An 18,508-nucleotide genomic window follows, 5' to 3' on the forward strand; every position below is an offset into this window, starting at 1 on the left:
AGCCCCTGTCCAACGCTTTTTTACGAGGGACAGGGGAAAATTCCGGGCACAGGAAGCACAGAGCGACGTATTGTCTCTACGCTATGCTCGCTGCACCTTGCTACAAATGGATCGCTTCGCCGTAAGCAGCTTCGGTGGCATCTTTAATGGATTCCGACATGGTTGGGTGTGGGTGAACCGACTTCAGAATTTCTTCGGCGGTTGTTTCCAGCTTGCGGGCAGCCACTACTTCGGCAATCATTTCAGTTACGTTGTTACCGATAAAGTGCGCTCCCAGAAACTCACCATACTTGGCGTCGAAAATTACTTTTACAAAGCCCTCTGGCGTACCGGCGGCTTTGGCCTTGCCCGATGCGGTGAAGGGAAACTTCCCGACTTTCAGTTCATAACCAGCTTCACGAGCGGCTTTTTCGGTATAACCTACCGATGCAATTTCGGGTGTGCAATACGTGCAGCCAGGAATATTGTTGTAGTTCAATGGCTCAACGTGCGGCAATCCGGCAATTTTTTCTACACAGATAATGCCCTCTGCGGATGCTACGTGCGCCAGTGCCTGGCCTTTCGTAACGTCACCGATCGCATAGTAGCCTTCAACATTAGTCCGGTAATAATCGTCGGTTACGATCTTGCCCCGATCAACCGTAATACCGACTTCTTCGAGGCCAATGTTTTCGATATTGGCCACAACACCAGCCGCCGACAGTACAACGTCTGCTTCGAAAGTTTTTTCGCCGTCGGGCGTTTTTACAACTATCTTACAGCCTTTACCGCTGGTATCGACCTTCGTTACTTCGGACTTCGTGTAAATATCGATGCCCATCTTCTTGTACTGCTTGGCGAGTTCTTTTGAAATATCCTCGTCTTCGACCGGTACTACGCTGGGCAGGAATTCAACAATCGTCACTTTGGTGCCCATGCTGGCGTAGACATAAGCAAACTCAACGCCAATAGCTCCTGAACCGATAACCAGCATCGAGTCCGGGCGTTTTTCGAGCGACATTGCTTTCCGATACTCGATAATCTTAACGCCATCGAATGGTGCGGCAGGCAATTGACGGGCGCGGCCACCGGTAGCGATGATGATATGCTTGGCTTCGTATTCGGTAACTTTGCCATCGGCAGCAGTCACGTCAATTTTCTTCCCTGGTTTCACTTTACCGACGCCATTGATTACGTCGATTTTATTTTTCTTCATCAGGAACTGGACGCCCTTGCTCATGCTGTCGGCAACGCCCCGGCTCCGCTTGATAACAGCCCCAAAATCGGCCTGCGACTCGCCCGAAATGGTAATTCCATAATCGGCAGAGTGCTTAATGTATTCAAAAACCTGCGCTGATTTAAGCAGCGCTTTGGTAGGGATACAGCCCCAGTTCAGACAGATGCCGCCGAGGCTTTCGCGCTCAATGACGGCCGTTTTCATACCCAACTGCGACGCCCGGATGGCGGCTACATAACCGCCCGGCCCGCTACCCACAACGATTACATCGTACTGTGAAGCCATTTTTTGTGTATTGGAGTTATGTCAGGATTCGTTAGGTGTAGTCAGGAGTAGCCAGCAAAGAAACCGTTGACAAATCCCGAATACACCTGCCCCTTTTGTTTTGAGAACGCAAAGGTAGGTCGAAAAGTTGACACAGGAATACCTCGAATGAGGCTATACTATTAGTTAGTTACTAGTGAGTTGAAGATCCCCTCCTGCTGCATACGGCAATGTTCCGGATAAGTTCAGATCCCAGGCCTGTACCTCCTACTATTGTTCTCGCCAAACTACAGGCTAAAGGGCTTATCTGCTATGATTCGAAGTCATAATGGCTTATTTGAGTGTCACGCCTGAGACTGGTATCGTAATGGTGGCAGTTGCGCTGCCATCAGAACTATTCAGCACGGCTTCCCCAAAAAGCCAGCGAATTCCCAGGCAAATCCTCGAAACCACATACCCACTTTCTTTTGTTCTATCTTTGCAAAAAACAACAGATGCTGGATGTCGATGAATAGCTGCTGGACGCTGGCTATTATCTTCATCTAAAATCCAATGCCTGGCGTTCAATAGCCAATCGTTAAGTTTACTATCAATTAACAATAAGACAAGTTCATGACAACTGACCAGTTGAACGACTTGAGGGCCAGAGTAGAGGCCTTGAGGGGGTATCTTTGACTACGACACCAAACGCGACCAATTAGCCGAACTCGAACAGCAGACTTTCCAGCCTGAATTCTGGACCGATGCGGCTCGGGCAGAGGGTGTAATGAAGCAGGTTCGCGGACTGAAAGGCTGGATTTCCGGCTATGATAAACTAGATAGTCAGTTCGGCGATCTCGAAACGTTATTTGAATTTTACGAAGCAGGCGACGTACCCGAAGAAGAGGTCGATGCCGAAGGCCGTAAAGTAACGGATACGCTCGAAGATCTCGAACTCAAAAAAATGCTCGGCAACGAAGAGGATCAACTCAGTGCCGTGCTTGAAATCAATGCGGGTGCGGGCGGTACCGAAAGCCAGGACTGGGCCGATATGCTGTATCGAATGTACATGCGCTGGGCCGAAAAACACGGCTATGGCCTGAAACAAGTGGATTATCAGGAGGGAGATACCGCTGGTATTAAATCGGCAACGATCGAAGTTGATGGTGCGCTGGCCTATGGTTTTCTGAAGTCCGAAAACGGTGTACACCGGCTGGTTCGGATTTCTCCGTTCGACTCCAATGCCCGCCGACATACGTCGTTTGCCTCCGTATTTGCCTATCCGCTGGTTGATGACACGATTCAAATTGAGGTGAATCTGGCCGATATCGACTGGGATACGTTTCGGTCGGGTGGTGCTGGTGGTCAGAACGTTAACAAAGTCGAAACCGCCGTTCGGCTGCGCCACCGTCCTTCGGGCCTGATCATTGAGTGTCAGCAGGAACGGAGCCAGTTGCAGAACAAAGAGGTAGCCATGCGCCTGCTTAAATCGAAGCTGTATGAGATTGAAGTTCAGAAACGCAATGCTGCCCGTGCTGAGGTAGAAGCCGGAAAACAGAAGATCGAATGGGGATCGCAGATTCGCTCCTACGTACTCGACGACCGGCGCGTGAAAGACCACCGCACAGGCTACCAGACATCGAATACGGAAGCCGTGCTTGACGGCGAAATCGATCCGTTTATAAAAGCGTTCCTGCTGGAGCAGGAGTAGCGTGAACCGAATTGCCGGGTAGCCCCGCAGGATTCTGTGATGAAAACGGCCTGATCACTAACAAATCCAGTTGTCCAATAATACCGTTTATTCGGTAAAAACACTCAACTGGTAGTGAACTCATGGCAGTCCATTTAATCATTCAGCTCTTTCGGGGCCTCCCGGCTATTTTTCTGCTCATGGCCTGTGTGCAGCCATCTGACAATTCTGTTATGACCATGACCACTGCCGCAACTCAATCAAAATATACCTTCCTGTCGCTCGGTGATTCATACACCATTGGCGAAAGCGTATCTGACAATGAGCGCTGGAGTGTTCAGTTGGCCGGGTTGCTGCGAAAAAATGGCGTAGACATCGCTGATCCCGATATTATTGCCCGGACGGGCTGGACAACGGCGGAATTGCAGGATGCCATTAAAGCCAGTGGTAACCAAAAAACATATGGCCTGGTTTCCTTGCTGATCGGGGTTAACAACCAATATCGGGGGCAAAGCCAGAATCGCTATCAGACTGAGTTTCGGGAATTACTACAAACCGCAATCAAATTTGCGGGAGGCAAAGCCGGGCATGTTGTCGTACTTTCGATTCCTGACTGGGGCCAAAGCCCCTTCGCCAGAGGCCGGAATCAAAAACAGATTGCCGACGAGATTGATGCCTTCAATGCGATTGCTCAACAGGAATGCAAAGCAGCAGGCATCTCGTATGTAGACATTACTCCGCTCACGCATAAGGCGGCTGGCGATACTAACCAATTCGCAGTCGACGGCCTCCATTACTCGGGAAAACAAATGCGCCAGTGGGCCGAAGCCACTCTGCCCATCGTTAAAGATATCCTGAAACAATAGACTTCGTTATGCTGCGACAGATTCGGTCTCGGCAAATTTTGCCTTATAATACCGCACCGTCCGGCCGATCAGCATACCACCAAGCAAACTAGGTGCGATCCAGCCAGCGGTTGCGATCCAGTCAGGTGCCTCTGCCGGTACTATCCGACCAATATTCGTAACCAGTGCTGCGGTAAACGTAGCAATGTAAGAACCGCCCATCCGCGTAAAATGCTGAAAAAACCAGTGCATTTTTTCGGTAGACTCGACCCCAAACCGTCGAACGTCCTGCATCGCAAAAACACCCGTTAAACCGCCAAAGAAGGTAAACAGAATCGGGAAGAAAGACGTACCATTCTGTATGGTCAGATACATCCCAAAACCAACCATCAGTACACTAACAGCCAGCGTAACATAAGTAAGTACCCGATCACCGTTGGTTGGGCCTGTCTTTTTCTGTTTGGTAGCCCGCCAACCGGTCATACTCAGGTAAAAACTAAAAATAGCGATGCCCGTTAGAAACAGCCGCATCATCCTGAAAGGCTGAAGGCCACATAGTAGCAAAGCTGTTATAGCTACCGTAATCATGCAATAGACATAGACAAGCCCGGCACGATTGTGCAGGAGACTTCCTTTTTTAGAAAACATCGGAATCAGGCCAACCAGCAAAGCCGTAAAACCAGTGGCAATGTGGATGATAAGCAACGAAATAATCAGCGTTTTCATAGCCGTAAAGCGTTTGTGTTCGACAGCGGCAAACCTACGGCAATGAGCTCAACCACTGCGATTTAAAGGGATTATTGGCAGAGCCTGGGATGTTTGGCAAGCAAAAACGACATTTGGGATAAACGGTGGGACGTTTTACAAAGCCTTTAACTCGGCTACCAGCGTCTCGTTGTATTTCCGCGCAACGGGTACCTGAAACTGCCCCCCCAATAGGTGCAGTTTGTAGCCCTGTGCATTACCCGTTACGCGCTCAATGCGATCGAGATTGACGATGTAGGAGCGATGGCATCGAACAATGTGCGGTGATGTGATCTGGCCCTCCAATCGGCTCAGGCTGCTTCGAAGAAGGGGCTTAACGGGCTGAAGCTGTCCAGTCGGGTTATGCTTCAGATAAACGACGGTGGAGTAATTGTCGCTCGATTCAATAAAAAGCAAATCAGCTGGAGATAGGGTAAGGCTATCTTTCTCATTGTCGGCAACGAGTGTCAAGACAGGAACGGCTGTTTCGCCCGGCTGACCAGTTGCTTTCTTTTCGTAGTTCTGACTATTCGATTCAGGCGAGTGAACCGGCAATTCCGCAGCCGCATGACTATATTTTTTGAGCTGGCGAATATAATTGAACAAAACGGTTCCTGTCACCGGAAATAAGCCAATCACGAACGTGACCACGATCATACCCCACCAACCGACACCGCTTTTTTCTTCATCGACCAGCGATTCCAGATAAAATCGATTCGCAATGGCAATTAGAAGAATATTGGCCATCACCAGCAGGATTTCGCGCCCTACCGTCCAGTATGTATCCGAAAATTGATTGGGGAATAGCCGTGGCCAGATAATGAAGTTAAAGGTTGTGACAATAAACGTGATACCGCCAAACCCCAATAATTTGAACAATTTATTAGGCGTTTGCCAGTCGCTCAGTCCAAACGGTTGAAAGACCAGTAGAAACAAGCCAATAAATAATCCGATAAGAGCGGCTCTCAGGGTCTGCTGCCCCAGGGAGTCTTCAACAGGATAAGGTTGGCTGAATAGTTTAAACATACCGGTTCACGGCTATCGTTAAAACAACCGCCACCCGGCAATCTGATCGATAAACTGCGGCAGAACGGGCGGGTAAACTAAACACATAAAGAGAACTCCGAATAAGGCCCCGTATAAGTGAGCATCATGATTGACGGTGCCTGCTCCCCGCTGGGATTCGTAGTAGGAATAGATCAGGTATAGCGGGCCAAAGATGAAGCCAGAAATACCGATGGGGATAAAAAACAGGTAAAGTTTGGTAAGGGGGCTAATAAGAATACCGGCAAAAATGATAGCCGATACACCACCAGATGCGCCCAGCGAGTTGTATCTGGAATCTTTGCGGTGTTTCAAAAAGGTTGGGATACTGGAAATGACGATAGCAATCAAATAGAAACCGACGTAATAGATTGTTCCACTAGCCCCAAAAAGACTAGCGAACACCTGTTCCATAAGCCCGCCAAACGCATAGAAGCTAATCATGTTAAAAATCAAATGCATCCAGTCGGCGTGTAAGAATCCCGCGGTCAGCAGGCGGTAATATTGACCCTTCTGAGCCACCTGATATGGATTCAGTATCCAGCGATTCATCACACTATAGTCGTTCCAGGCCCATAGGCTGATACCAGCGGTGACAATAATAATAATAAGAGTAATGCTCATGGTATTGGTTTATAGCTTCCGGCTTACGCTTTGTCGTTTTTAGTCACTCTGACTAGAATTGTAAATCACAAACAGTAACCCATCTGCCGATTAGCTTTCCCGTTCGACTAATTGCCGGGTAAATTGAAGTAAGAATGCCTTACGCGCAGAATCAGCGTTGATTTGTTCGAAGTTAGCAAATCCCTGCGCAAAGTAATCGTTAATACGTGCTTCGGTAATCTGTCGGATACCTAACTGATCGTAAATGGTTGTAATAGCCCGTACTTTTTCGGCTTTGTCGAAGTCGGGGCGGGTTAGCCAGCCGATCAATTCGTCTTTGACGGAGCCGGTAGCTTGTTCGAGCGCTTCGATGAGCAGGAATGTTTTCTTATTCGCAATGATATCTCCGCCCACCTGCTTTCCGAATTTAGCCGGATCGCCATATACATCCAATAAATCATCTTTCAGCTGAAAACCGATCCCAATATTTACCCCACCTGCGTAAAGATGAGCATTAGTTTCGTCATCGGCTCCGCCAATTAAACCCCCTAGCTCAAGTGCGTATCCGAGCAGAACCGATGTTTTTAGCCGGATCATGTCAATGTATTCCGCTTCAGTGACGTCCCAGCGTTTTTCAAAATTCATGTCCATTTGCTGGCCTTCACAAACTTCGGCGGCTGTGCGCGTAAACCGGGTCATGGCAGGCTTCAGTTTATCGGCATCAACATCCAGCAGTAATTCATGCGCCTTAACCAGCATCACATCTCCCGATAAAATGGCGATGTTGTAATTCCATTTTTTATGCACGGTCGGTTGGCCACGGCGCAAAGGAGCCTGGTCCATAATGTCGTCGTGCATGAGCGTGAAGTTGTGAAAAACCTCAACGGCAAGCGCGGGCCGGATCGCCTTTTTCCAGTCGTCGGTGAAGAGGTAGGCAGCCATCAACGTCAGTAGTGGACGCATCCGTTTGCCACCGAGGCTCATAATATACCGGATCGGGTCGTAAAGTTCGGGGGGATACTGTCCGTATGGTGTACGTTGAAGTTCGTTTTGAAGAGCATCAATAAAAATAGCTGGACTCATTCGACTAGGGGCAGCATTTCGCTGAGTTTTGCGCCAAAAATAAGGCAAATACCCCCAAAACCCTAACCGCGTCGGCTTCGGCGGTAATGTTGCTGCCTGGCCGTAATAACTACCCAGATCAACCGGGCCGATAAAATAAAATAGCCATCCCGCCTTGTATTGTTACCCCGTTTGGCACCAGCCAGATTTGGAGTCTGACCCAGTTCAAGCCGCCGGTCGGATAAAGCCGCTGCCAGGGGCTCCATATGGCTTCGATCCGGATAAACGGTGCTCACATCATCGACATAATCGCTCAATACATGCGTATAAACGCCTTCGAGGTGCCATTTGAATCGTTCACCAGCCACGATTGGTACGCCTAGTCCATACCGAAGAATTACGGGCAAACGATTATAGTCTACGCCCTCAGTATGCAATGGAGCCAGGCTATAGGTCTGGCCTTTATAGGTTGTTTTGGGCGTTATGTAGGTGAATCCGCCACCAGCTATGACGTACGGAATGATAATATGGTTTCGATCGTCGGGGTGCCATAAATCCATTTGTGCACCTACCCAAATTTCAGGGTTCAGGCTCCTGAACGACAGATTGTTGTCGGAAAGGTGCGTATCCTGCTGGCTCCCATGAATGTAATAGAGTTGTGCCTCGGCCCGGAAGGTAAATCGATCGGAAAACCGATAAGCGGCTGCAATACCCATTGCCACGCCCAACCGTAAATGAGCCAGATCATCCCGCTCGTTCATGTCGCCCAGATAACGTGTTGTGCCCAAACCAGCGTTTAACAACCAGGCTCCCGGCTTTTCCTGCCAATAGATAGAGCGTTGTGCATAAATATGGGTAGGCAATGCAATTGCCAACAGTACAAGAAGTGCACTAATTTTTATACTTTTCATTGGGTAGGATTGTTACGGTGTCGTTTTAATGGACAAAGTAGCAATACTACCCAATAAATGAAAAGTATCTGTTTTAAAATCTATAATTTACTTAAAAATAGTCAATAAATAAATTTTAGATATTTACTGAGTTCACTTACAACTCACCAATATCTTCATTCCAAAGGGTTGGTTTCTCCGCAATAAACTGATTCATCATATCGACGCATTCGGGCAGATCGAGGTCTACGACTTCTACACCGTGCTGCTCCATAAACTCCCGTGCGCCAGCGAACGTCCGCGATTCACCGACAATGACCTTAGGAATTTTGAACTGAACGATGGTTCCGGCGCACATATAACAAGGCATGAGCGTCGAATAAATGACTGTATTTTTGAACGAACCAACCCGTCCGGCATTATTAAGGCAATCCATTTCGCCGTGTAGAATTGGATTGTTCTCCTGAACCCGCTTGTTATGGCCCGACGCGACTAATTCGCCATTCTTGATCAGCGCCGAACCGATAGGAATACCGCCTTCGCTTAAACTTTTACGGGCCTGACGGATAGCCTCCTGCATAAATTCGTCCATAATTGAAAGGTGTATAAATTGCTGATTAATGATTGACATGCCCTGATTCCTTTCCGATATAGTTTGCAACTCAGGCTACTCATACAAACCTATAAGGGTTAATTTATTCAGTACTAATCTACTCTCCTACTAACGAGACATATCGAAAGCAGTAACTCCATCAACTAGTACTATTCTTACAAAAAACATGTAATAAATGTCAATATTCAGTCATTTATAGGCGTTTGTTAACTGAATAATCCCAAAAAAGCTTTGTTTTGGGATTTATTTGCTCAGCGTGCCATGAATGAATTATTCTCGACTAATTTTTCTTCTGATGAATTGCTCTGGGAGCGATTCAAAAATGGTGATCGTCTGGCATTTGAGCAAATCATTTCGCTTCATTATGCCTCTCTCTTCCGGTTCGGAACCCGCTATAGCAAAGATACTGGCCTGATTCAGGACTGCCTGCACGACATGTTCGTGTACCTCTGGGAACGCCGATTACACATCAGTGGAACCGATAGTATCAAAAAATACCTGCTCAAATCGTTCCGTCATAAAATTCTTTTAGAACTACAGCGAACCCAGCGCCGGGGCTGGGTCGATGAAGACGAAGCGATAGATATGTCTCCCGATCAGAACTTTGAAGACTTTTTTGTCTTTATCGAAACGGAACAGCTGTCGGCAAAAAAAATTAAGACACTAATTGACCTCCTTCCTCAGCGTCAACAGGAAGCCCTTCACCTACGCTACTACGAAGAACTCGATATTGAACACATTGCGCAGGTAATGAGTATCAATCGGCAGTCGGTCTCCAATCACCTGCACAAAGCACTGAATTTTCTGCGGGAGCATTGGTAGCATAAAATGCAGGATTGCAAAATGCAGAAGCGTGCCACGGTTCAAAACCGTGGCACGCTTCTGCATTTTAGAAAACATGAGTAAAAAAATTTCAGATCGTTCCCTAAAAAAATCAGAAATGCAGGGTATGAAGTGATGGCTAGCTAATTATATCAGTAAAGCAATCAAAAAAATAGACATTTTCTATGAAATCATTTGATCATTTTGAGCTATATGATTTCCTGGAAGACGAATCATTCCGATCGTGGGTGTTTGAGAGAGCACCATCGTCGGTAGTTGAGTGGTGGGAGCGGTTTCCGGCGGTGTATCCAGAAAAAGCCTTTCTAATGATTCAGGCCCGGGAAACATTACTGGCAATGCAGGAAGACACATTTGTACCGGCACAAGACCAAATGCGCCAGAATATCCGGCAGATTATGCAGGATACTGAACCGGTCGTAGCAGTACACTCGGAGCCTTTCTGGTCATACCAGCGGATGGCCTGGGTTGCGGCAGCATCGGTGGTTATGTTTGTGTTAGCCTGGTTTGCCTGGACTAACAATCAGGACAAACCCGTAACCGTGTATAAAAAACTGGTTGCCGCTGCAACACTGCCTATGAAGGAAGTCGTAAATACAGGTTCTAAGACTCATCTGGTACTTCTGGCCGATGGGAGTTCAGTATTACTACAACCGAATAGCCGTATTAGCTATCCCAAAGAGTTTAATCAGCAGAGCCGTCGCGAGATTTACCTGGTGGGAGAAGCTTTTTTTGAAGTAGCGAAAAATCCAGACAAGCCGTTTTTTGTTTATGCTGACAATTTGATTACCAAGGTATTAGGCACCAGTTTCACGGTTCGCGCTTTTGATAAAAAAGCCATTGATGTGATTGTTAAGACGGGTAAAGTTTCTGTTTTTACCCGTACGGATAAGGAACGGGTCGAAAAGCAGGAGTCTCGCCAGTTGATTGGTCTGGTGCTGACACCGAACCAGCGGGTTCTATTCAATCGGGACGAAGGACGGCTACTGCGTTCACTGGTAGAGTCGCCAACGCTGGTCGATATGCCTATTCAGCAGTCCATGTTTGAGTTCAGCGGAACGCCGATCAATCAGGTTTTTGCCTCGCTGGAAAAAGCCTATGGCGTTGAAATAATTTTCGATGCCGAGGTCATGAAAAACTGTTATCTGACAGCCTCGCTGGATGATGAGCCTCTATTTGAGAAACTAAATATGATTTGCCGGACACTGGATGCGCAGTATGAAGAAATGGACGGCAAGATTCTAATTAACACGAAAGGATGCCAATAAAAATACTTAACTCTATGTCTTAGCCTATGCCCAAAAAACACCTCCATTAACGCCACAAAAAAGAGTCAGCAATGCGCCAACATCACTGACTCAAGAGTCATTCCCCACTTGCTCTCTTCGAAAAAAGCACCCCCTGTTGGGGTAAGGGAATTTTATTGCCGATTTAAACCGACAACCAATTCAAAAGTATGACAATTTGGATACAAATGCAGCACAGGCTGCTCAAAATTATGCGAGTCAGTTTTTACCTGTTTTTCGTAGTGACAGCGTTCGCTACGATAGCACGGGCGCATGACACGTATGGTCAGGAATTACTTAATCGGCGTGTGAGCCTTCAGCTCTCCAACCTGACCGTTGAACAGGCAATCAACCGCATTGGTAAAGAAGCGGATGTGAAGTTCATGTATAACCCGCGAATCTTCAATCAGCAACGGATCAGTATACTCTCGTTTTCCAACGAAAAGCTATCGGCTGTACTCGATGCCGTTCTAGGGCCCGCTGCCATTGCCTATGAAGTAGGAGGAGCGACAATTATTCTGAAACGGGTAACCAATTCCCCTCAGGCGTCATCAGATGGACGCGCGCTTTCCAGCCCAAACGTCGAAAAACTCGTTCCGCCCATTACCGTCACGGGCCGGGTTCTCGATGAAAAGGGCGCAGGTTTGCCGGGTGCAACGGTGCTGCTGAAAGGAACAAGCAACATCGGCACAGCAACCGACGCCGAAGGACGGTTCTCCCTGAACGTACCCGACGGTAGCGGAACGCTGGTCATTTCATCGATCAGCTACACAACCCAGGAAGTTGCGATCAATAATCGGTCAACTTTGCCCGACATTCAACTGGCGTCGGATGTAAAGTCACTGAGTGAAGTGGTCGTTGTAGGGTATGGCACCCAGCGTAAGAAAGACCTGACGGGCGCCGTTGCGGTTGTGAACGTGTCTGAGCTCCAGCAACAACCTACCTCTCAGATTACCAATCAGTTGCAGGGCCGGGCTTCTGGGGTTACCGTATTGGGTTCTGGTCAGCCGGGCGAAGCGCCACAGGTTCGCATCCGGGGCCTGAACACGTTCGGAAATAACCAGCCGCTTTATGTTGTCGATGGCGTACCGACGCAAAACATCAACGACATCAACCCCAACGACGTTGCCTCGATGCAGGTACTGAAAGATGCCGGTTCGGCGTCAATTTACGGGTCGCGGGCAGCCAACGGGGTTATTATCATCACGACCCGGCGCGGAACGGGTAAGGTAAAAGTGCAATATGATGCCTATTATGGGGTACAGGTTCCTAAAAGTGGCAACGTATGGGATCTTTTGAATCCGCAGGAAACGGCCCAGCTAAAGTTTAATGCCTTACGAAATGCCAACCCAAATACGCCGATCAATGATCCGCTGTATGGCAGTGGAACCACGCCTGTATTGCCCGATTACATTGCCCCGCAGGGAGTTAAAGAAGGAGATCCTTCCGTTGACCCGTCGCTCTACAATGTAAACCCAACCTATAACGACGCAGCTCAGTATAATGCCTTCAACCGGATTACACGAGCGAATAAAGCCGGGACGGACTGGTTCCACGAGATTTTCAAGTCAGCCCCGATTATGAGTCACAATCTGGCCGTTAGCGGTGGTGGTCCACAGGGGAACTACCTGTTTTCCTTCAACTACTTCAATCAACAGGGAACGCTGATCAACACCTATCTGAAGCGATACACGATCCGTTCAAACAGCCAGTATAACATCCGGGAGAACATTCGTGTGGGCGAAAACCTGGCTTTTTCGGTCTCCGATAACCCTCGTATCAATGCGCTTACAGAAGGAAGTGCCATTGGGATGGCTTTTCGTGAGCAGCCTATTATCCCAGTCTACGATATCATGGGAAATTATGCGGGTGGTTATGGTCAGGGATTGGGCAATGCCAACAACCCGGTTGCGGTTCAACAGCGAACCGCCAACAACCGGGGCTTAAGCAACCGGCTTTTCGGTAATATGTATGCGGAGATTGACTTCCTGAAAGATTTCACCGCCCGCACCAGCTTTGGTGGCGAGTTGTTCATGGGGAATTACCACTCCTTCACCTACCCTACCTACGAGAACCAGGAGAATACAACGACCAATTCGTATACAGAAAATACGTTTAACGGGTCGAACTGGACCTGGACCAATACGGTGCAATACCAGCATAACTTCAACAACACACACGATCTGAAAGTACTGGTCGGTACGGAAGCGTACCAGAATCAGGGGCGCAACGTAGGCGGAACAACGCAGAGTTATTTTTCCTTCGACCCGAACTTTACCAATCTCTCAACAGGTTCGGGTACACCAACGAACTACAGCAACCGCTATGCTGATGCCTTGTTCTCGTTGATTGGCCGGGTCGATTATTCCTTAAAGGACAAATACCTGTTTGGAGCTACCATTCGTCGCGATGGATCTTCCCGCTTTCTGAACAATCAATATGGCTGGTTTCCGGCGGTGAGCGCGGGCTGGCGGATTTCACAGGAAAGTTTCATGGGTGGACTGACCTGGCTGAATGATTTGAAAATTCGGGGGGGCTACGGCGTAATGGGTAACCAGTTGAACGTCGACCCGGCCAATGCGTACACAACATATGGTGGCGATCGTACATCTTCTTACTATTCCATCAACGGCTCCAATTCGGCCAACACACTGGGTTTCCAGCGGACACGCATTGGCAATCCTGACGCGAAGTGGGAAAAGAACATCAATGCCAATATTGGTTTTGACGCCAGCCTGTGGAAAGGCAAGCTCGACCTGACCGTCGACTACTACCACAAAGAAGTTCGCGACCTGTTGTATACGCTCGAACTGGCCGGTACGGCTGGCTTAGGAACCGCGCCTGCCGTTAACGTCGCTAAAATGCGAAATCAGGGCCTCGATATTGCCGCATCCAGCAACTTTAACATCACAAACGATCTGAAACTGAACGCGACACTGACGTTTACCACCTACAATAACAAGATCGTTTCGCTGGCCGAAGGGATCGACTATTTCGATCAGGAAGGTCGTCGGTTCAATGGTAGCTACATTGTTCGGAATGCGGTTGGCCATTCAATTGGTCAGTTCTTCGGGTATAAGACCGCAGGATTCTGGAATTCACAGGAAGAAATCAATACAGCCAACGCTCAGGCTCAGCAAAAGACCGGAAACCCCGGAGCTGTTTACCAAAGTGATGTGGCGGTTGGTCGTTTCCGTTATGCCGACATTAACGGTGACGGGCAGATTACCGATGCCGACCGGACCTATCTGGGGAATCCGAATCCGAAGTTCAGCTACGGCCTGAACCTGGGAGCCACCTACAAGAAGTTTGACTTTAGCATCTTCTTCTACGGAACGCAGGGCAACGATATCTGGAACAACGTACGCTGGTGGACCGACTTCAACGCAAACTTCCAGGGCGCGAAGAGCAGAACCGCGTTGTATGATTCCTGGACTCCAGAAAATCATAACGCTAAAGCACCTATTCAGGAAACGGTTGGCTCATTTAGCTCCGCGAACATCCCCAACTCCTATTTCGTCGAGAACGGGTCTTATCTCCGCGCTAAGAACGCACAGCTTGGCTATACGTTGCCAGCCAATACACTCAAGAAACTGGGTATCGAGCGTCTGCGGGTCTATGTGCAGTCGGCGAACCTGTTCACGATCACGAAATACTCAGGTCTGGACCCGGAAATTGGTACGACAGCCAATACCAACAACAGTTCAGGTGGTAGCTTAAATCAGTCTTTCTCGAACACCACGTCATTTGGTATCGACGAAGGGGTTTACCCCAACCAGCGGCAGTTCCTGTTTGGCCTGAATGTGACGTTCTAATTCTTATTAACCTGATACACGATGAAAATACCACAATATATAGCAATCCTGGCAGTCACGGCCGTCGGATTGACATTTGACTCCTGCCAGAAAAGTCTCGAAATACCGGCTCAGGGCGCCTTGAGTGACCAGACGTTAGCTACCCGCAGTGGCGTTGATGCCCTACTGACCGGTGCCTACGCAGCATTGGATGGTCAGCAATATGTCAACTCTTCCGCTCAAAACCTGAGCGGCTCCGATGCCTGGCAAGCCTCACCCAGCAACTGGACCTACGGCAGCATTGCCGGTGGCGAAGCACATAAAGGGAGTGATGGTAGTGACCAGCCAGCCGTTGATGCCATTGCCAAGTTCACCGCTGACGCCAGCAATGGGTTCTTTAATGGAAAATGGCGTACTGTTTACGAGGGCGTTAACCGCACGAACTCGACCTTGCGTTTGCTTGCTCAGGCAAAGGATGTTACCGATGCCGACCGAGCCAGTTTTTCGGCCCAGGCCCGTTTCCTGCGGGGCCACTATTACTTCGAATTGAAGAAGATGTGGAATAACGTGCCCTGGATTGATGAAACAGTCGAAACAGCCGCAGCCAACGCTCAGGCGAATACAGAGGACATATGGCCGAAAATTGAGGCTGATTTTAAGTATGCGATGGACAATCTGCCCGCTACGCAGTCGGATGTAGGTCGGGTCAACAAATGGGCCGCGGCAACCTATCTCGCAAAAGCTTATCTGTACGAGCATAAATTCGCAGAAGCCAAGGCGCTATTCGATCAGGTCATTAGCTCAGGCGTTACCAGCAATGGTCTGAAATATGCGCTGGTGACTAAGTATCACGATAATTTCGATGCGGCTACGGAAAATAATTCAGAATCGGTATTCGCCATTCAAATGGTAGCCAACGACGGAACGGGCACAATCGCCAATGCCAATCAGGGCGATATGCTAAACTTCCCATACGGAAACAGCCCGTTCCGCTGCTGCGGTTTCTTCCAGCCATCGCAGGATTTAGCCAACTCATACCGGACCGATGCGACCGGGCTACCGTATGTGGATGAGTACAACAGTCATCCCGTAAAGAACGATCAGGGCGTTGCTTCGAATCAGCCATTTACGCCAGATGCCGGTACATTAGACCCCCGGATCGACTGGACCATTGGCCGTCGGGGCATTCCGTATCTGGATTGGGGTAACCATCCAGGTGCCGACTGGATTCGGAGCCCAGGCCAGACTTACGCGGGCCCTTATTCCCCAAAGAAAAATATTTACATGCAGGCAACACAGGATCAGTATGCGGATAACCATTCGTGGGCGCCCGGAACGGCCATTAACCTGAATGTAATCCGTTTCGCCGATGTACTGCTCATGGCGGCTGAAACGGAAGCGCAGTTAGGCAATTTCGAGCAGGCTCAAACCTATGTCAATCTGGTGCGCGCTCGGGCGGCTAATCCGGTCAACTTCGTGTATAAGTATGCCAACGATGCGGCCCCGCTTTCGGGCTATTCAACGACTCCTGCGGCCAATTACAAGATTGCGGTTTATCCGGCGGGTAAATTCGCGGGGTTGGGCAAAGACGGTGCTTTGAAAGCCATTTACTTTGAGCGCAAACTGGAGCTAGCCACAGAAGGGCATCGGTTCTTCGATCTTGTTCGCTGGGGAACCGCCGAAACAACCCTGAATGCTTTCTTTACCTACGAGAGCACCGTAACAACGGATATTCGCGGTGGTCATTTTACGGCCGGAAAGAATGATTACTATCCAATTCCACAGCGGCAAATCGATCTGAGCACATCCAGCGGCAAGTCATCCCTAACGCAGAATCCGGGTTATAATTAATGGCAAATTTCACGCAGATATTCACCGATAGAATGTCGATTCTGGCCGTAGTATTTCCTTTTCTGCGTCAATCGACATCTCATTCGCGTACATCTGCGTGAAACCTGTTATCACCAGAAAGAGGGCAGTCATCGTGCTGCCCCTTTTTGTTTATACCCGGTTAAACTCACTCAAATGCAAAGGCTATCTTTTCTCGTTTATTATGGTTGGTTACTTGTTCTGGCAGGGACTGGTCTTGTCGCTGTCAGTTGCCAATCCGGCAACGATTCGTCAACTACTACCCAAAAAACACCGGTTACTAACGGCGAAAAGCTAGTCCAGCAGTATTGCAGCACCTGTCATTTACCCGTTTTACCGGATGCCCTTGACAAAGAAACCTGGATCAAGCGAGTGTTGCCAGCGATGGCTCCCAAATTAGGGCTGGAGGTCTGGCAAAAGACCCATTATTATCAGGCACCGAATGCCACAATTTCGCTCGACGACTGGACAAGCCTTGTCACTTATTACGAAAAGTTTGCCCCCGAAAAGCCCAAAAAAGCGACACCACCGGTTCCGTTAGTCAATGACTGGTCTATTTTCAAGCTGGTCAAACCAGCCGAAATCAAAACGGAAATTGCCACGACAACGATGGTTGCTATTGATTCGGCCAGCCAACAGATTTTCTCCAGCAATGAAACCAGCACCGGGCTTTATCAATGGAATTCGTCATTAAAAGCAACCCTTGTCCGAACATTGCCTTCTCCTGCTGTTCAGGCCAGCTTTAATACTGATAAAACGGGTTATCATCACGCGGTACTTACCTGCCTGGGAACGATGCGGGCGGTTGATCGGCCCATGGGAGAAATCCTGGACGTTCCGATCGGCAAAGCCGCAACTGCATCAGCGACTCCACTGGCCAGTCAGCTCCCCCGCCCTATTCAGTCAATACCGGGCGACTTCGACCACGATGGTCTGACGGACTGGCTTGTTTGTGGCTTCGGGCATAATTCGGGCGGCTTGTACCAACTCAAACAACACCCCAACCACCAGTTCGAAAAGGTTATCATCAAGGAAGTCGCCGGTGCTACGCAGGTCATTACGGGTGATTTTAATCAGGATGGCTGGCTGGATTTTATGGCGTTGTTCGCTCATGCCGACGAAGGTATCTGGTTATTTACGAACGACCGGAAAGGCGGATTTTCGGAACAAAACCTACTTAAGTTTCCGCCTGTCTACGGGTCAACCAGCTTTCAGTTAGTCGATTTTAATCGGGATGGTCAATTGGACATCCTGTATACCTGTGGCGACAATAGCGACTATTCCCGAATTTTAAAGCCTTTTCACGGGGTTTACCTCTTCACCAATCAAGGCCACAATCAGTACAAACAAACCTATTTTTATCCCATCAACGGCTGCACAAAAGCCATTGCTGCCGACTACGACAACGATGGTGATCTGGACATTGCTACGATTGCCTTCTTCGCTGATTTAAAAAACAATCCTGCCGAAACATTCATCTATTTTGAGCAGCAAAAACCAGTTCAGTTTCTTCCCCATGCAGTTCCGGTGAGTAAGTATGGCCGCTGGATCTGCATGGACGTAAACGACTGGGATCACGACGGTGACCTCGACATTGTGTTAGGGAATTATTCGCAGGGATTTCTGAACGAAGTTGGCTTTAAACCTACCTGGAACGGCTATCTGCCGTTGGTTGTGCTGGAGAATAAACATACTCCATAACCTGTCAGCAACCATGATTATCTGATCAGTAAAAACGGGTAACAGGAATAGATACTTTCTTTTCTCTC

Annotated in this window: 14 protein-coding genes; 7 read left to right on the forward strand and 7 right to left on the reverse strand. The window is 48.7% G+C overall.

Annotated elements, in window-relative coordinates; genetic code table 11:
* Nucleotides 1-100 precede the first annotated feature (100 nt).
* Nucleotides 101-1,501 (reverse strand): dihydrolipoyl dehydrogenase, encoded by a 1,401-nt coding sequence (lpdA, locus tag GJR95_RS28625; RefSeq protein WP_162389117.1) that lies wholly within the window; start codon nucleotides 1,499-1,501, stop codon nucleotides 101-103.
* Between the two features lie 591 nt (nucleotides 1,502-2,092).
* On the opposite strand from lpdA, the gene prfB reads away from it, so the two are divergent.
* Nucleotides 2,093-3,170 (forward strand): peptide chain release factor 2 gene (gene prfB, locus GJR95_RS28630; protein WP_162389118.1). Its coding sequence is split into 2 segments (ribosomal slippage): nucleotides 2,093-2,152 and nucleotides 2,154-3,170, totalling 1,077 coding nucleotides; the frame shifts between segments, so codons are not numbered across the junction.
* Between the two features lie 122 nt (nucleotides 3,171-3,292).
* Nucleotides 3,293-4,015, forward strand: coding sequence for an SGNH/GDSL hydrolase family protein (locus GJR95_RS28635; RefSeq protein ID WP_394369967.1), 723 nt, complete (start codon nucleotides 3,293-3,295; stop codon nucleotides 4,013-4,015).
* 6 nt (nucleotides 4,016-4,021) lie between these two features.
* On the opposite strand, the gene GJR95_RS28640 is transcribed toward GJR95_RS28635, so the two are convergent.
* The 6 genes from GJR95_RS28640 to GJR95_RS28665 all read right to left on the reverse strand — a co-directional run bounded on the left by GJR95_RS28640 (nucleotide 4,022) and on the right by GJR95_RS28665 (nucleotide 8,929).
* A complete protein-coding gene (locus GJR95_RS28640; RefSeq protein WP_162389119.1) occupies nucleotides 4,022-4,720 on the reverse strand; it encodes a DUF2306 domain-containing protein in 699 nt (232 codons plus the stop codon).
* A gap of 135 nt (nucleotides 4,721-4,855) precedes the next feature.
* Entirely contained in the window at nucleotides 4,856-5,764 is a 909-nt protein-coding gene (locus GJR95_RS28645; RefSeq protein ID WP_162389120.1) for a LytR/AlgR family response regulator transcription factor, read from the reverse strand.
* A gap of 18 nt (nucleotides 5,765-5,782) precedes the next feature.
* Nucleotides 5,783-6,406, reverse strand: a complete 624-nt coding sequence (locus tag GJR95_RS28650; protein ID WP_162389121.1) for a rhomboid family intramembrane serine protease — start codon at nucleotides 6,404-6,406, stop codon at nucleotides 5,783-5,785.
* Nucleotides 6,407-6,496: 90 nt separating this feature from the next.
* Nucleotides 6,497-7,468: a polyprenyl synthetase family protein gene (locus GJR95_RS28655; RefSeq protein WP_162389122.1), complete on the reverse strand. Its 972-nt coding sequence runs from the start codon at nucleotides 7,466-7,468 to the stop codon at nucleotides 6,497-6,499.
* A gap of 62 nt (nucleotides 7,469-7,530) precedes the next feature.
* Nucleotides 7,531-8,358 carry an outer membrane beta-barrel protein gene (locus GJR95_RS28660; RefSeq protein WP_162389123.1) on the reverse strand — a complete coding sequence of 276 codons (828 nt, stop codon included), beginning with the start codon at nucleotides 8,356-8,358 and terminating at the stop codon, nucleotides 7,531-7,533.
* Between the two features lie 136 nt (nucleotides 8,359-8,494).
* Nucleotides 8,495-8,929 carry a nucleoside deaminase gene (locus GJR95_RS28665; RefSeq protein WP_162389124.1) on the reverse strand — a complete coding sequence of 145 codons (435 nt, stop codon included), beginning with the start codon at nucleotides 8,927-8,929 and terminating at the stop codon, nucleotides 8,495-8,497.
* A gap of 282 nt (nucleotides 8,930-9,211) precedes the next feature.
* On the opposite strand from GJR95_RS28665, the gene GJR95_RS28670 reads away from it, so the two are divergent.
* The 5 genes from GJR95_RS28670 (at nucleotide 9,212) to GJR95_RS28690 (ending at nucleotide 18,440) form a co-directional block, all read left to right on the forward strand.
* Complete coding sequence (locus GJR95_RS28670; RefSeq protein WP_162389125.1) at nucleotides 9,212-9,772, forward strand: RNA polymerase sigma factor; 561 nt, start codon at nucleotides 9,212-9,214, stop codon at nucleotides 9,770-9,772.
* 185 nt (nucleotides 9,773-9,957) lie between these two features.
* A complete protein-coding gene (locus GJR95_RS28675; protein WP_162389126.1) occupies nucleotides 9,958-11,058 on the forward strand; it encodes a FecR family protein in 1,101 nt (366 codons plus the stop codon).
* Between the two features lie 188 nt (nucleotides 11,059-11,246).
* On the forward strand, nucleotides 11,247-14,891 hold the full coding sequence (locus GJR95_RS28680) for a SusC/RagA family TonB-linked outer membrane protein (protein ID WP_232540888.1): 3,645 nt from the start codon (nucleotides 11,247-11,249) through the stop codon (nucleotides 14,889-14,891).
* A 21-nt stretch (nucleotides 14,892-14,912) separates the two neighbouring features.
* The gene (locus GJR95_RS28685; protein WP_162389127.1) at nucleotides 14,913-16,721 is read left to right on the forward strand and encodes a RagB/SusD family nutrient uptake outer membrane protein; all 1,809 of its coding nucleotides are present in this window, start codon (nucleotides 14,913-14,915) and stop codon (nucleotides 16,719-16,721) included.
* 174 nt (nucleotides 16,722-16,895) lie between these two features.
* Nucleotides 16,896-18,440, forward strand: a complete 1,545-nt coding sequence (locus GJR95_RS28690; RefSeq protein WP_162389128.1) for an FG-GAP repeat domain-containing protein — start codon at nucleotides 16,896-16,898, stop codon at nucleotides 18,438-18,440.
* Nucleotides 18,441-18,508: the final 68 nt, after the last annotated feature.

The sequence above is a fragment of the Spirosoma endbachense genome (assembly GCF_010233585.1).
GTDB lineage: Bacteria > Bacteroidota > Bacteroidia > Cytophagales > Spirosomataceae > Spirosoma > Spirosoma endbachense.

What these genes read in the sequence shown, in the direction of transcription:
- lpdA (WP_162389117.1), bottom strand. Translation starts at nt 1,501, where the DNA reads ATGGCTTCACAGTACGATGTAATCGTTGTGGGTAGCGGGCCGGGCGGT.
- GJR95_RS28635 (WP_394369967.1), top strand. Translation starts at nt 3,293, where the DNA reads ATGGCAGTCCATTTAATCATTCAGCTCTTTCGGGGCCTCCCGGCTATT.
- GJR95_RS28640 (WP_162389119.1), bottom strand. Translation starts at nt 4,720, where the DNA reads ATGAAAACGCTGATTATTTCGTTGCTTATCATCCACATTGCCACTGGT.
- GJR95_RS28645 (WP_162389120.1), bottom strand. Translation starts at nt 5,764, where the DNA reads ATGTTTAAACTATTCAGCCAACCTTATCCTGTTGAAGACTCCCTGGGG.
- GJR95_RS28650 (WP_162389121.1), bottom strand. Translation starts at nt 6,406, where the DNA reads ATGAGCATTACTCTTATTATTATTATTGTCACCGCTGGTATCAGCCTA.
- GJR95_RS28655 (WP_162389122.1), bottom strand. Translation starts at nt 7,468, where the DNA reads ATGAGTCCAGCTATTTTTATTGATGCTCTTCAAAACGAACTTCAACGT.
- GJR95_RS28660 (WP_162389123.1), bottom strand. Translation starts at nt 8,358, where the DNA reads ATGAAAAGTATAAAAATTAGTGCACTTCTTGTACTGTTGGCAATTGCA.
- GJR95_RS28665 (WP_162389124.1), bottom strand. Translation starts at nt 8,929, where the DNA reads ATGGACGAATTTATGCAGGAGGCTATCCGTCAGGCCCGTAAAAGTTTA.
- GJR95_RS28670 (WP_162389125.1), top strand. Translation starts at nt 9,212, where the DNA reads ATGAATGAATTATTCTCGACTAATTTTTCTTCTGATGAATTGCTCTGG.
- GJR95_RS28675 (WP_162389126.1), top strand. Translation starts at nt 9,958, where the DNA reads ATGAAATCATTTGATCATTTTGAGCTATATGATTTCCTGGAAGACGAA.
- GJR95_RS28680 (WP_232540888.1), top strand. Translation starts at nt 11,247, where the DNA reads ATGACAATTTGGATACAAATGCAGCACAGGCTGCTCAAAATTATGCGA.
- GJR95_RS28685 (WP_162389127.1), top strand. Translation starts at nt 14,913, where the DNA reads ATGAAAATACCACAATATATAGCAATCCTGGCAGTCACGGCCGTCGGA.
- GJR95_RS28690 (WP_162389128.1), top strand. Translation starts at nt 16,896, where the DNA reads ATGCAAAGGCTATCTTTTCTCGTTTATTATGGTTGGTTACTTGTTCTG.